Source organism: Flavobacterium cyanobacteriorum, from assembly GCF_002251835.1.
Lineage (GTDB): Bacteria > Bacteroidota > Bacteroidia > Flavobacteriales > Flavobacteriaceae > Flavobacterium > Flavobacterium cyanobacteriorum.
The window spans coordinates 1-13,099 of the sequence record NZ_NOXV01000217.1 but is presented as its reverse complement, the minus strand read 5'-3'; the positions used below and the strand labels follow the sequence as shown (position 1 = coordinate 13,099).

At 38.3% G+C, this 13,099-nt stretch carries 10 protein-coding genes; 7 read left to right on the top strand and 3 right to left on the bottom strand.

Annotated features, from left to right (window positions below; translation table 11 throughout):
* Window positions 1-106 precede the first annotated feature (106 nt).
* Genes cas2 through cas9 form a run of 3 tightly spaced genes read right to left on the bottom strand, consistent with a single transcriptional unit; the run spans window position 107 to window position 6,048 of the window.
* A complete protein-coding gene (cas2, locus tag CHU92_RS05160) occupies window positions 107-454 on the bottom strand; it encodes a CRISPR-associated endonuclease Cas2 (RefSeq protein ID WP_094413271.1) in 348 nt (115 codons plus the stop codon).
* Window positions 455-459: 5 nt separating this feature from the next.
* On the bottom strand, window positions 460-1,368 hold the full coding sequence (cas1, locus tag CHU92_RS05155) for a type II CRISPR-associated endonuclease Cas1 (RefSeq protein ID WP_094413269.1): 909 nt from the start codon (window positions 1,366-1,368) through the stop codon (window positions 460-462).
* Window positions 1,369-1,392: 24 nt separating this feature from the next.
* Window positions 1,393-6,048, bottom strand: a complete 4,656-nt coding sequence (cas9, locus tag CHU92_RS05150; protein ID WP_094413267.1) for a type II CRISPR RNA-guided endonuclease Cas9 — start codon at window positions 6,046-6,048, stop codon at window positions 1,393-1,395.
* 311 nt (window positions 6,049-6,359) lie between these two features.
* On the opposite strand from cas9, the gene CHU92_RS05145 reads away from it, so the two are divergent.
* The 7 genes from CHU92_RS05145 (at window position 6,360) to CHU92_RS05115 (ending at window position 13,053) form a co-directional block, all read left to right on the top strand.
* Window positions 6,360-6,692, top strand: coding sequence for a hypothetical protein (locus CHU92_RS05145; RefSeq protein ID WP_129583015.1), 333 nt, complete (start codon window positions 6,360-6,362; stop codon window positions 6,690-6,692).
* Between the two features lie 52 nt (window positions 6,693-6,744).
* Complete coding sequence (locus CHU92_RS05140; RefSeq protein ID WP_094413263.1) at window positions 6,745-7,872, top strand: tyrosine-type recombinase/integrase; 1,128 nt, start codon at window positions 6,745-6,747, stop codon at window positions 7,870-7,872.
* A gap of 21 nt (window positions 7,873-7,893) precedes the next feature.
* Window positions 7,894-9,243, top strand: coding sequence for a hypothetical protein (locus CHU92_RS05135; RefSeq protein WP_129583014.1), 1,350 nt, complete (start codon window positions 7,894-7,896; stop codon window positions 9,241-9,243).
* A gap of 93 nt (window positions 9,244-9,336) precedes the next feature.
* On the top strand, window positions 9,337-9,702 hold the full coding sequence (locus CHU92_RS05130) for a helix-turn-helix domain-containing protein (protein ID WP_094413259.1): 366 nt from the start codon (window positions 9,337-9,339) through the stop codon (window positions 9,700-9,702).
* Complete coding sequence (locus tag CHU92_RS05125) at window positions 9,692-10,009, top strand: hypothetical protein (protein WP_094413257.1); 318 nt, start codon at window positions 9,692-9,694, stop codon at window positions 10,007-10,009. Before CHU92_RS05130 ends, CHU92_RS05125 begins: the two co-directional genes overlap by 11 nt.
* Complete coding sequence (locus CHU92_RS05120; RefSeq protein WP_094413255.1) at window positions 10,006-11,550, top strand: DNA primase family protein; 1,545 nt, start codon at window positions 10,006-10,008, stop codon at window positions 11,548-11,550. Before CHU92_RS05125 ends, CHU92_RS05120 begins: the two co-directional genes overlap by 4 nt.
* 84 nt (window positions 11,551-11,634) lie before the next feature.
* Complete coding sequence (locus CHU92_RS05115; protein ID WP_207759809.1) at window positions 11,635-13,053, top strand: DUF6965 family protein; 1,419 nt, start codon at window positions 11,635-11,637, stop codon at window positions 13,051-13,053.
* Window positions 13,054-13,099: the final 46 nt, after the last annotated feature.

Here is a 13,099-nt window from a genome sequence, read left to right as displayed (position 1 = left end):
CTCCCCGCCGCCCGCTTTCGCGGCGGGGAGATATAGCGGACAGCAGGTTGTGGTCTTGCCTGAAATGCGGAAGTTTCCTGCTCCTGATTGTTATAATGGATTTTTTTTAGAACAGTTCTAATTGCTGTCCGGGGGTGTCTTTGGGTACTTCTTTTTGCGCGTGGAATATTTCCATCATGCCAAATTGTTTATCGGTTATCTGCATGATGCCTACTTTACCCTTGCCGGGTAGTATGCGCTTGACCCGCTTGGTGTGGACGTCGGCGTTTTCGCGGCTGGGGCAAAACCGCAGGTATATGGAGAACTGGAACATGGTAAAGCCGTCGTCCAGGAGGTTTTTCCTGAACCGGGTTGCGGATTTGCGCTCTGGTTTTGTTTCGGTTGGCAAATCAAAAAATACGAGTACCCACATGCATCTGTACTGGTTAAGCCTTGAGTAATAATCGGGTTCCATATTGTTTAACCGGTACTTTCAAAGACCGGGTATAGTAGTTTCCTGCTGATGCCTGCATAGCACTCGTACAGGCTGTTGGTAGTGCGGCTCATGGCTACCATGAGGGGGCTGCGTTTTCCTTCTATGATGACGTCTAATGCGGGCAGTGTGAGCAGTAGGGCTTTGAGTTCCGGGGTGATTTCTTCGTGGTTGTGGTATTTTTGGGTGATGTCATAAACTAATGCGTCTACATAGATGCGGTAGGGTTCCATAATATCGTCTGCAAGGCAGAAGGCATTGTACTTGTTGCTGTGGAAGATGCCGACGGATGGCAGTAAGCCGCTACTGGCCAGGGCACGGGCGGTTACTGCGCGCAGGATGGCGTATCCGTAGTTGAGCAGGCCGTTGGGGGGTATTCCTTTTTGGTTTCGGCTAAAATTTGGCAGGTGGCTGAATAAATTCTGGAAGTAGTATGCGGCGGCTATGGCCTCGTGGTTTTCGGTGTCGCCGCTTTTTACTTCTTCTGCCCATCGTTTTATTTTTTTGCTGTCTTTGTTCCTTGCGGTGAGGTGGTGTGCCTGGTTGCTTATTTTGGTGCTTATGGTTTGCTGCCAGAGGTTTTTCTTTAGTGGTACGCTGGCATTGAGCTGGTGGCGGTAGCGCTCGGTTTGCTCACTGTGCCCGGTAAGGGGCTGCAAAATGGCGTTGGGCAGGTGTTGCTTATCGCAGGTGATTACTGCTGTTTTGTTTTCAATAAGTTTTGTGAGTACGCCGGTGGTAATGGTTATTTGCGGATGCTCCAGTACTATATACCCCAGGTCTTCTATAGGAAGGGTTACCGGTGGTTTGCCTTCATCGGGAAAGCTTACTACCAGTTGTTCATTTTTGGTACTAAGGTAGGCGGGGTTGCTGAAGAAGAGGGTTCGCTTGATCATGGTTTGAATTTTAAAAATTTACTATTACCTTAGAGCTCTGGTTACATTCCCCAACCGGTCAATATTTAGCTTTACGCAAACTTGCTTAATTTGAGTTCCATCAGTAGAATTTTGACTTTTATTATTTGATCCCATTTCATTGACTAAAATAGGTGATGCATAATGCACCGGTACACATTCTAGCTTATCCTGAGTAGTACTCACCATTTTATAAATTCTTTTAACCTGGCTTGTGCTTAGGCTATTAAAATCCACAGCATTAATGTTGTCCCTTTCTTCTTCTGTGGGGACATAAACCAAGTCATTAGGCGAAAGGCAGTATAGTAAAGATTCTCCTTTTTCATTGGTTTCGGGAACAGAATTTAACCCCTGCTTTTGTCTTTCAATAACTATGTTAAGCGGAACTGTATCATAACTGCGCTGACCATTTTCGCCCTGATAAATGGCAAAAAACAAGTTGGTTCCTTTAGCCGCTTCAACAAATTTATTTGCTTTATTGCCTTTCTGTCCTATACTAAACTTACTACCTTTTGGTTCATAAGTCCTTACTTTAAGAATTGGATGATGAAACTTACCGTTGTTTAATGCAATAATATTTTTATTCATTTCATCAATCCCTTCCGGCGTAAAAGCGAGCATTTCCGGTGCTATTTCTTTACCTTTCTCGTCAATAATACCTTTATATTGCTCAAGGTGTTTTAGCAATATTTTCTGGATACCTGTATCTGTAATGGTTTCAATAATGCGATTTTCATTGAATGACACATCTAAATTTTGACGAGTTGCCACATTGCCATTATCCCAATAATATATTTTCAGCCTGGAAACATTAAGGCTATTCCAATTGTTTTCGTTATCCTTAAAATACTTTATAATTTGTTTTTTATCATATTTTCTTTCAATTAGCTTTAGGATGTGTTTTCTTAAGCTTCTATCAACAATATCATTATAGTTATCTAAAGTAACACTTAATGATACTTCTTTAACCTTCCTTAGTTTGACAGCGCCTGAAACTGTGTCTTTATGCATTGACTTACGGATAGCCCAGCTGTCACCTTTAACTTGCTTTATAACATCTTTTTTTGGTTTACCGTCTTTGCCAATCCTCAGGTTTCCATGTTCATCTCTATAGCTTTGGTATCTGTTCACCGTCTTATTAATCACTCGCAGATTTTGCTTAAAACTCACTACAATGGACTCAAGGACATTTTTTGTATCTTGTGTAAAAGTTTCCCATGGTTTTATAAACTCTTTTGGTACTTCTTTTTCTTTTCTATCACCTGTCTGCGCATCAATATAGGATACTTTCACAAACTTCCTCAGCTTACGGTTAAGGTCGAAACGCTGGTTTGACTTTGCAAAAGTGTTATTTAACAAATTGATATGATCCCTTGTGGCACATGCAATTACTAATGCGTCAAGGGCGTGGTGGCGGTGGTCTATACGTTTTTTCTGGAAACCTTTTTGCAAGGCAACAGGCTGTAGTTCCGGTATAGGCTTCCCGTTCTTATTGGCGGCTATGAAACTCACACCCTCTGCAATATCTTTTTCTGTCCTTAATCGCTGCATCCGTTCAAAGCGAGGTAAAACAAGTTCATTCCACACATCGTTTAGTCCCCAGTCCTGCCTGAGTATGGTGGTTATTTGTCCGTTACCTGGTAGTACGTTTTTAGAATTTACTCCGTCATCATTAGTTTCTTCCCTAACGATGTTAGATAATATTTGCGAAATGAACTTACTTATGTAGCGAGTATCATTCATCTGCCGCTCTATCATTTTATCAGGTATTTCTTCCAGTAAAAGCTTACTTCGTTTAGCAAAGTTTTTGGAATAGTGCTCTTTTATAAAGGCTTTATATGCATCTTCAGTAAAGACAGTAACAGTATTGTTAAACCCTGTTTCAATTATTGTCCCCCCATGTTTTTTTATAAACTCAAGCCCAAGCTGATTGTCTTTTAATTTGTTTACAGCCGATTCACAAATTACTTTATTAGTAAAGCTATCGTCAAAATAGCGGCTTTGTGGTATTATGTGTTCTATCTCGTAATCATTGGTAAACAATCTGCTTAACGGGATAATCTGTCCTGTATAAGGGGAACAATATTTTTGCTCAAGCCAAAGCTTATAGCGTTGTAATTCTGATTTGGTAGGCTGGGCTGTTTTACTTATTTTTAAGATATCATCCGGAATGGGAATATTAGAATTTAATACCCCGTCTTCATAAATTTTAAGTGCTTCCTGTTGCATAGGAGAAAAAGGCCGAACGTTTTGTATGTTACTGTCCGATAACAACTCTGCCAAGAGTGCTTTTATACGTAGATTGGTATTTTCATTTTCCGACATTTTACCCGTAAGCCTTTTGCGTTCATCGGCGGTTTTTTTCATTTCGCGGCCAAGTTCCACATGAATTTCATCAAAAAAGTCTTTTTGGCCATTGCCGTATTTTATCCAAATATCCCTTACCACACGTAACGTTTCAGTAACCACCTGCTCTACTATAGGGTTGCGTAGTGAATGTTGCTTAAAATCCTTTAAAAACTGTTCAAGTTCTGCCACAGAGTTCCATTTACCGGCCAGTGCAGCCTCAGAATGCCTGTCATAAACCACATATTGTGCAAGCCATAGTTGCAAACCATTAAAATCATTTTCTTTATAAAGATGAATTGCTTTTTCACGGACACGGTTTTTAATATTCTCGTCATACTCACCTGTTATAATTTTTTCAATTCTGTTTTTAGTTTTGCTGTCAATAGCATTCCAGTCCCAGTACTTACCCAACCGCATTAGCGGTAATAGCTTTTTAATGGCTTTTTCTGAAAATGAACCATACTCACTTTTGAACGGGGGAAATTTTTTGAAGTTTTCTACAAATGACGCCTCATCTATATCATGCTTTCTTGCAAATGATCCTAACGCCTGTTCATATTGTTTTTTATCATTTACTGAATAGATAAGGTGCCAGAGTTGATATTCTATTTTAGGAGTAAGGAAACCATCCGGAAGATTAATAACTTTTTGAAACCGTCTCTTGATTTCAAAACCTGTTTCATTACAAGGATATTTTTTAGATTTATCGTCCTCTTTTTCTTTAGAATCGTCAAATACATAATTCCACCGGAATTTGGCTATTTCTTTGGCAAGTTCTTTATTAAAAGCGGCAGGTTTAGCCGATGGAAATTTTTCTTTTATTACAGGCGTTAGTAAATAGCCCAGTACATCTTTGTGGTTTACTTCTTTTTGTGTCATTAAAAAAGCAAACAGCTGCTCTAAATCCTCAGAAGTTTTTAGCAATGTAGATGTTACATCAGAATTATCATCTTTGTTAATGATTTTTAGGTTAAAAAGCCACTGCCAAACTCTAAATTCCTGGTACAGGGGATGTGATTTAGGCATTGCTTTCAAGTATTCTTTTTTCTCGACTGGATTTCCTTCTTTATCTTTTACTTTAAAAATACGGTACTCTAAAGTACAGTTACTCACAGATGATTTCTGGCTACGAAGCGGACGCTGATAAAATAGTATATCATCCACAAAAAGATGTATAAAATCTCTTTTACCTAGGTTTATACGATGTGCCTCATTGTTACGGTAGAGTTCCCTCACGCAGTCATCATAAAGTTCGTTTGTAAAGAGTTCAGGCTGTAGGGCAATCTGTTTTTTAAGGATAGCTATGAGTTCATTTTTATAAAACTGGCGTTCTATAGTGCGTACTAATTTACCCTTAATTTTTTGGGTTGGATTTTTTAATAGTTCATCATATATATACTCGCCAACTTCTTTTTCTGATTTGATAATTTCATTCTGCGTTTTAGCCTTAACTAATCCCCAGTCATCTGCACCGGGAGCCCTGAAACTTCTTTTTTCCACTCCATCTTTATCTAATTTTACAGAACCATCATGGTTTAATTCTGTAGTGACAATAAAATCGCGGGTTTTATTCTTCCAGTCTAATAAAGAAGTTTTACTGGAACGACGATATACCCAGCCATTTTCTAAAATTAGTGAATACCATGTTTCACCTTTTTTATTAGGTTCTTCATCAGCAATAACGTCAACAATTTCTAAAGAGTAGAAGGCCACTTCCCTATTCTTGTTTTCCTCGTCTTCCTCACCTCTCAACTGATAGTAGCCGCGCTTTTGATTAAAGTTCAAAAGTATCCAGGCAAGTTCCTCGCCACTTATTTTTTGTGTTAGTGCTTTTTTACGCAGATAAAAGATTGTCCAGTCATATGGCACTTTTTTACCATCTTTAATTATTTCAGGCTGTTTTTTTTTAAAGTCTTCAAGCATTTCTTCAAAAGCTGTCCGAAATATAAAATCATTATTATTATAAGCCAGCTTAGGTTCGGCATCTTTAATAAACTGCCCCAGCCTTTTTTGAAAATCAATCTGGGAAGCAAAATGAGGAGGCAAAAAATTCAGAACATTTAAAACCCGGTGCAGACGTTCCCTGCGGAGTAAACTGCGTTCCCGTAGATGTCGAATTCCCCTAAAACCAGTGCGCTCGGCAGTTTGTGAAACTGAATTACCTTTGCCAAATTCATCTTTTATATCCTGACTCATCGGGATGATTCTACTCCCTATCCCGAGTACTTTTCCCTGCATTTCATTATAATCATGATTTACCAAAGCCCAGCCGATGCTATTTGTGCCTAAATCCAATCCTAATATTTTTTTCATCTTACAAACATTTTGTTAAAGTTAAATATAAATTTAATTTTTTTGTGAGTCAAAACTAAATTTGTAATATTGCATTACATTTTGAAAGCAATTCACAATAAGGATTATTCCGTTGTGGAAAGTAAGGTTTACAAAGCATACAAATAGGAAACTAATATAAACACGAATACAGCCCCACAAAAGGGGCTTTTTTATTGATTTTATGTTAATAGATAGTTTGTTTTATTAGTTGTTTGTTTTGTACCTTTTTGTATCTTTGTTGTACCGTTTTACCATTGGCAAGGTACAAGGGGTACAAAATACAAAAGGATATGAGATACAAATGGAAACCGTCTAAAACCCAAAAGCGTGAATTTGCTGAACGTATGGCAACCGATACAGCATACAGCGAAGCATACCACCAACGTAAAGAGCAAAGAGCCGAAAAAAGGCGTTCAACTTCAAAGTTTGATTACCAAACAGCAGGGGGCGAATACATACCCACAGAAAGCCAAAATAAAGCAGCGTTTGAGTTGCTGAACCTCAACCCCACACCCGAACAAAAAGAAGCCTGTAATATGGTTTTGTACGGCTATTCATGTAAAGAGAAAGTACACCACGATTTTATACACCTCATCAATGAGTACATACGGAACAAAAAATAAAGTTTGTTCAGAGAGTAACAAAAGTAACTTTAGTAACTAAGCATAAAAGACAATGGCAACAAAAGTAAAATTAAGACAAAGGGCAATTTCAGGGAACAGGCAAAGTTTATACCTTGACTTTTACCCGGCTATACCACACCCCGAAACAGGCGAACCCACACGAAGGGAATTTTTAGGGCTATACCTATTTGATAAACCTAAAAACCCATTTGATAAGCAAAGCAATAACGAAACTAAACAACTGGCTGAAAACATAAGGGCGAAACGTCAAATTGAAATACAGGCAGGGAATTACGGGTTTCTTAATACAAAGCTGAAAGCAGAAACCGACTTTGTACAATACTTCAAACAGATAGTTGAAACTAAAACAGGCGGTAATAAAAACGGTTGGCAAACAGCCTTTAATTACTTTGAAGTGTTCACAGGTGGCAAACTTACCCTTTCAAACCTGAATGAAAACCTTTGTAATGATTTTCGGGAATACCTTTTAACAGCCAAACGCCAAAGGGGTATTCAGAGCGAACAAATTACCCAAAGTTCAGCCCGTGCCTATTACAACAAGTTCAAAGCTGCATTGAAACAGGCATACAAAAAGGGGTTAATTGAAAAGGATTTAAGCACCCGTATAGACGGCATAAGCGAACCCGAAGTACAACGGGAATACTTAACACTTGAACAATTACAAGCCCTTGTAAATACGCCTTGTTCTATTCCACTGCTTAAAAACGCTGCAATATTTTCAGCCCTTACAGGATTGAGATTTTCAGATATTTCAAAACTGGTTTGGAGTGAAGTACAATACAGCGAACTGGAAGGGTATTTTTTACAGTTCAGGCAAAAGAAAACCAAAGGCGTTGAGGTTTTGCCAATTTCAGAACAAGCGTTTAAACTATTGGGCGAACGCAAAGAACCCACCGAACAAGTATTTAAAGGTTTGATTTATTCAGCTTATTTAAACGTACACCTAAAGCAATGGATTTTAAGAGCAGGAATAACAAAGGATATTACTTTTCATTGTTTTCGCCACACGTTCGCCACCTTGCAACTTTCATACGGTACAGATATTTACACCGTTTCAAAAATGTTAGGACATAGGGAACTAAAAACAACACAGATATACGCTAAGATTGTGGACGACACCAAACGCAAAGCAGCCGACAAAATTAAATTAGATATGTAACCACTTAAAGCATAAAGGACAATGATAAATAGACATACTACATTATTTGTAAAAGATTTAAAACCAATTGAGTTTTGCGGTAAACCCGTTATGTGGCAAATGGATATAAACGGGGCATTTGAAAAGCCTTTTGAAACCAAACCCACAGAGGGCGAACACGATTTTAATACTTGTGAAGGTTGCCAAAAAACGCTTAAAGAACTAATAAAACGACTTACTGAAAAGTTTGAAGGAAACCATAAAGACGGTGCAAAACCTTTTCCATTTTGTTGTACTCATCATTCAGAACTTACAAAGCTAAAAGAGTTTAACAGGGCTGATTTTGTTGGCGTTCCTGAAATGGTTGCAAGGAAAATAATTTACACAAACAGCCATATCAAAAACAACCACCGAAGCGAAACATATTACAAGGATATAACCGATTACATTGATTACACCGTTGAAAGTTTCGGGCAAATGCCGGGTAATGCAGAACCGTTGTATTTAAGCGATTATTTCTTTTACATAACCGATTTACTGGAGCGAAATACAGAGGTTGAGAAAGGGCGAAAAAACAGGCTTTTAGAGTTTTTGAAAGCATACAGAACCCCAACCGAAACACCCAAAACCGATTTGAATGTTTTATACAGTACATATCAAAAATGGCTTAAAGTATTCCCGTTTGAAATTAGTTTTTTTTCAACCCTGAAACCACACTTTGAAAAGCAGTTACCAATATTGAACGGCAAACCTGAAACGAATAAATATACAGGAATTGCAAAAGTCAAAATGCACACCAAAGGCAGTTTAATTGATGTTTTGCTGAACCTTACAAACAACCTTTTAACGCAAATAAATACAACCACACTATACGAAAAGGGGCTATTGACTGAACCCCAAAAAATCAAACTGGAATTGGTTTTGAATGAAAGGAAAATGAAGCTGAAACAGGGCTATGTAAACAGTTCAAAAGATGAGGAACAACGGTACAGGAAAATATTAAAAGAATGGTTTGCAGACGAAAAAAGGTTTATTGATGAGGTTACACCAATTGTAAAAGCCTTACCACCTCAACCGATGATTGAAAGCCCTTTTAGTGTACTTGAATGGGCAACTATCTTTTATTATGCAGATGAAACAAAATTGCTAACTGAAAGTCGTTTAATTAAAACACGACTGGAGCAGTTTATGAGTAAACACCAAATAAATACAACTTTTGATAACTTCAAAACGAAGTATTACGAAGCAAAGAAGCGAATAAACGAAAAGAATGATTATCCGATAAACAAACTTGAATTGCTTATACCTTTTCTCAAAGAAAACTATAAACAGACGGTTACTAAAGTTGAGAATGATATAATTTTTTTAGAAGAAAACAAGCCTGAATATTAAGGGTTTACGTTTTTTATTTCAAAATGTAACTGTTATGTAACTGGTTACACCTTTTGTACTTGCCCCCATTGTTTAACTAAAATATAAATAACAATGGAACAAGTAGAACAGGTATTTTTTAACGTGCCATTATCCAAATTAGAACCAATATTTAAGCGTTGGATAAAAGAAGCACAAACAGAAATTCAGCCAACAAAGGTTGAACCCACCGACCAACCGGAACAGCTTTTAACCATTCAGGAAGCAGCCGAATTTTTAAGCCTTACAGTACCCACAATGTACAGCAAGGTATCAAAAGGCGAATTACCTGTAATGAAGCGAAGCAAACGCCTGTACTTTTCCCGTACTGAATTACTGGAATACCTTAAAGACGGGCGTAAAAAGTCGAACGCTGAAATTGAGCAGGAAGCCAAAGCGTATTTGTTGAACAATAAAAAAGGGCTGAACAATGGAAAGTAACCAACTGAACAGCCCTAAAGTCTTTTCGCATAAAGGACAAGGCAAAAGTACGCATTTTCAGGCACAAATGAAACGGGTATTTGCAGCCCTTTACAGGCAGCCCAAAACTATGTTAATGGTTTCTATTGAAACAGGCATTTTGAGGGCTAATATTTGCCGTTACGTTGCTGAATGGGAAAAAGAAAACCGTATTTGTATAGTACGGAAAGGCATTTGCCCAATTTCAAAACACCGTGCAGGGTTTTATACCACCAACCCCGATTTGTTCCCGGCTATTGTTGAACCTTCAAATACTGTTAAGCTATGAAACTAAACCCCGTATTTAATGACCTCAACAACCCGGCTACTACCTTAAACCACGTTGAGCAATTGAAAGGTAAAAATGAAGCAGCAACCCCACACGCTGAAATATTACACCAACTTATTGAACAGTTTGAGCCGTTGGATTTTGAAGTACTGGCGTTTCCACAGGCTGAAAAGTTACGGGAACAACTGGAAAAGGCAGCACCCGGAAGCGAACAGGCAAAGGATATACAAAAGCAGTTGGATAAACTAAAATTGAACCTTAAACATTATTTGGTTTTATCAATTGAAAACGCCTTACTGTTTGCTGAAAAAAACCGTTGGGGCTTATGCAAAAACCACGATTTTATTTACCTGTACAACGGTACATTTTGGGCTGAAATTGACAAAGAAACATTCCAAAAGTTTTTAGGCGAAGCAGCCGAACAAATGGGCGTTGCTAAGTTTTCAGCAAGGTTTTACCAATTTAGGGAACAATTATTTAAACAGTTCCTTGCAACGGCATATTTGCCCACACCCGAAAGCAATAAAGATACGGTACTGATTAACCTACAAAACGGAACATTTGAAATAAGCCCACAGGGTACGAAATTAAAACCGTTTGACCGTTCGGACTTCATTACCTACCAATTACCATTTGAATACAACCCACAGGCAAAAGCACCATTATTTGAAGCGTATTTGAATAAGGTATTACCCGACCCTGAACGCCAAAGGGTATTGTCTGAATATTTAGGGTTTGTATTCATTAAGCACGGGAGCAATGCACTAAAAGAGGAAAAAGCCTTAATACTTTACGGTACTGGAGCAAATGGGAAAAGCGTATTTTTTGAAGTTGTAAACGCCTTATTGGGTACTGATAATGTTAGCAGTTATTCATTACAGAGCCTTACAAATGATAACGGGTATTTTCGGGCGAAGTTGGCTAATAAGTTGGTAAACTATGCAAGTGAAATAAACGGCAATTTGGAAGCCTCAATATTCAAACAATTGGTTTCAGGCGAACCCGTTGAAGCCCGTTTACCTTATGGGCAACCATTCATTTTGAAGCAGTACGCAAAACTAATTTTCAATTGCAATGAATTACCCAAAGACGTTGAACATACAAACGCCTATTTCAGACGGTTTTTAATTATTCCTTTTGATGTTACCATACCATCACACGAACAGGATAAAAACCTACATACAAAGATAATTGAAAAGGAACTTTCAGGCGTATTCAATTGGGTATTGCAAGGGCTTAACAGGTTACTGGAGCAAAAGAAGTTTTCAGATTGTAAAGCAGCCCAACAAGCCGTTGAACAATACAGGATTGAAAGCGACAGCGTACAGATGTTTTTGAATGAAAACGAATACAAGGTTTCAACTACAAACGATATGCCTTTAAAAGAACTATTCAACGAATACCGAAACTATTGTATTGAAAGCGGTTTTAAAGCCTGTTCGTTGCGAACCCTTGCAGATAGGTTAAGAAATTCAGGCTACCAAACAGAACGCAAAGGATATGGAACAGCAGTTAATGCAGAGAAAAAAAGTTTGTTTTAGAAATACACTTACTACACTATCTACATTCAACCGTGTAGATAGTGTAGATAATGTAGCACGGAAAAGAAAAATATTTTTAGTGAAATGAATACAGAACACCGATACACTTTAGAAAAAGGCAGTAAAAAACACCATTGCCCCGACTGTAATAAAAAGACGTTTGTACTGTACATTGATACGGAAACAGGCGACTATTTACCTGAACAGTACGGACGTTGCGACCGTGAAAGTAATTGTTCGTACCACCTCAACCCGTATTTGGACGGTTACGCAAAAGCAATTTGGGAACAGGAACAGGGCAACCGTTCGGAATTACCGAACAATTGGAAGCCAAAACGAAAAAAGGCAATATCACAGCCCACACCTGAACCCGTATTTTTTGACTTTGAAACATTCAAACAAACATTACAGCCCGAACGCTATGAAAAGAACACGTTTATACAGAACCTATTTTACAGGGTGCAATTTCCCTTTGAAGTTGATGAGGTTACAAAGGTTATTCAATTATACCGATTGGGAACGGTTGCAAATGGTTACAGAGCAGGGGCAAATACTTTTCCTTTTATTGATGTAAAGGGCAATGTAAGAGCCGTTCAGGTTAAGCAGTTTGACGAACAGAACCACACCACAGGTACGGACTTTTTACACTCAATAATTGAAAAGCACCACACCCGAAACAATAAGCCGTTGCCTGAATGGTTGGAAGCATACACGAAGCAGGATAAACGAATTTCCTGTTTATTTGGCGAACACCTATTAAGCAAATACCACAGCAACCCCGTTGCATTAGTTGAAGCACCAAAAACAGCCGTTTACGGTACGTTGTATTTTGGTTTACCCGAAACACCTGAAAGCCTTATTTGGTTGGCAGTTTACAACAAAAGCAGTTTTTCATTTGACAAGCTGAAAGCATTGCAGGGGCGTTTTGTGTATGTATTTCCCGACCTTTCAAAAGACGGTAACACCTTCAAAGAATGGGAAACCAAAGCCAAAGAATACGAAAGCCGTTTACCCGGAACACGTTTTATATTTTCAGACTTACTGGAGCAGTTAGCACCTGAACGGGACAAAAGCGAAGGCAACGACCTTGCAGACTATTTAATAAAACAGGATTGGCGACTATTCAAGAAAAGGAACATTCAGGAACAAACACCACAGCCCGAACCTGAAAAAGTTACTAAAGTTACTAAAGTTACCCACCAACAAAACATTATTTTTTCACACGTTGCACCATTGCCCAAAGTTGAGGTATTCAAAACTAAACGAATTGAACAGCCCCAAAACTGGATCAATGATATTGCAGAACTTGAAAACTACTTTGCAAGTATTGAACTACCAACCCAACCCATAAAGCTGAACAGGTGCAGCACAATAACGGATTGTTCCTTATTCATAAAAAGCCACTTTGCCACCGTGAAAGCAAACAACGGCAAACGAACCTTTTTACCCTACCTGAACCGATTACAGGAATTGAAACAAGTATTAACCACAAATTTGAATTGATATGAAAACAAAAGAAATTGAAAGCCTTGAAAGCTACTTTAAAACA

Bases quoted from the DNA above. Each gene is read 5' to 3' on its own strand.
- CHU92_RS05135 (WP_129583014.1), top strand. From the start codon at position 7,894: ATGATAAATAGACATACTACATTATTTGTAAAAGATTTAAAACCAATT.
- CHU92_RS05120 (WP_094413255.1), top strand. From the start codon at position 10,006: ATGAAACTAAACCCCGTATTTAATGACCTCAACAACCCGGCTACTACC.
- cas1 (WP_094413269.1), bottom strand. From the start codon at position 1,368: ATGATCAAGCGAACCCTCTTCTTCAGCAACCCCGCCTACCTTAGTACC.
- CHU92_RS05125 (WP_094413257.1), top strand. From the start codon at position 9,692: ATGGAAAGTAACCAACTGAACAGCCCTAAAGTCTTTTCGCATAAAGGA.
- CHU92_RS05145 (WP_129583015.1), top strand. From the start codon at position 6,360: ATGAGATACAAATGGAAACCGTCTAAAACCCAAAAGCGTGAATTTGCT.
- CHU92_RS05130 (WP_094413259.1), top strand. From the start codon at position 9,337: ATGGAACAAGTAGAACAGGTATTTTTTAACGTGCCATTATCCAAATTA.
- CHU92_RS05115 (WP_207759809.1), top strand. From the start codon at position 11,635: ATGAATACAGAACACCGATACACTTTAGAAAAAGGCAGTAAAAAACAC.
- cas2 (WP_094413271.1), bottom strand. From the start codon at position 454: ATGGAACCCGATTATTACTCAAGGCTTAACCAGTACAGATGCATGTGG.
- CHU92_RS05140 (WP_094413263.1), top strand. From the start codon at position 6,745: ATGGCAACAAAAGTAAAATTAAGACAAAGGGCAATTTCAGGGAACAGG.
- cas9 (WP_094413267.1), bottom strand. From the start codon at position 6,048: ATGAAAAAAATATTAGGATTGGATTTAGGCACAAATAGCATCGGCTGG.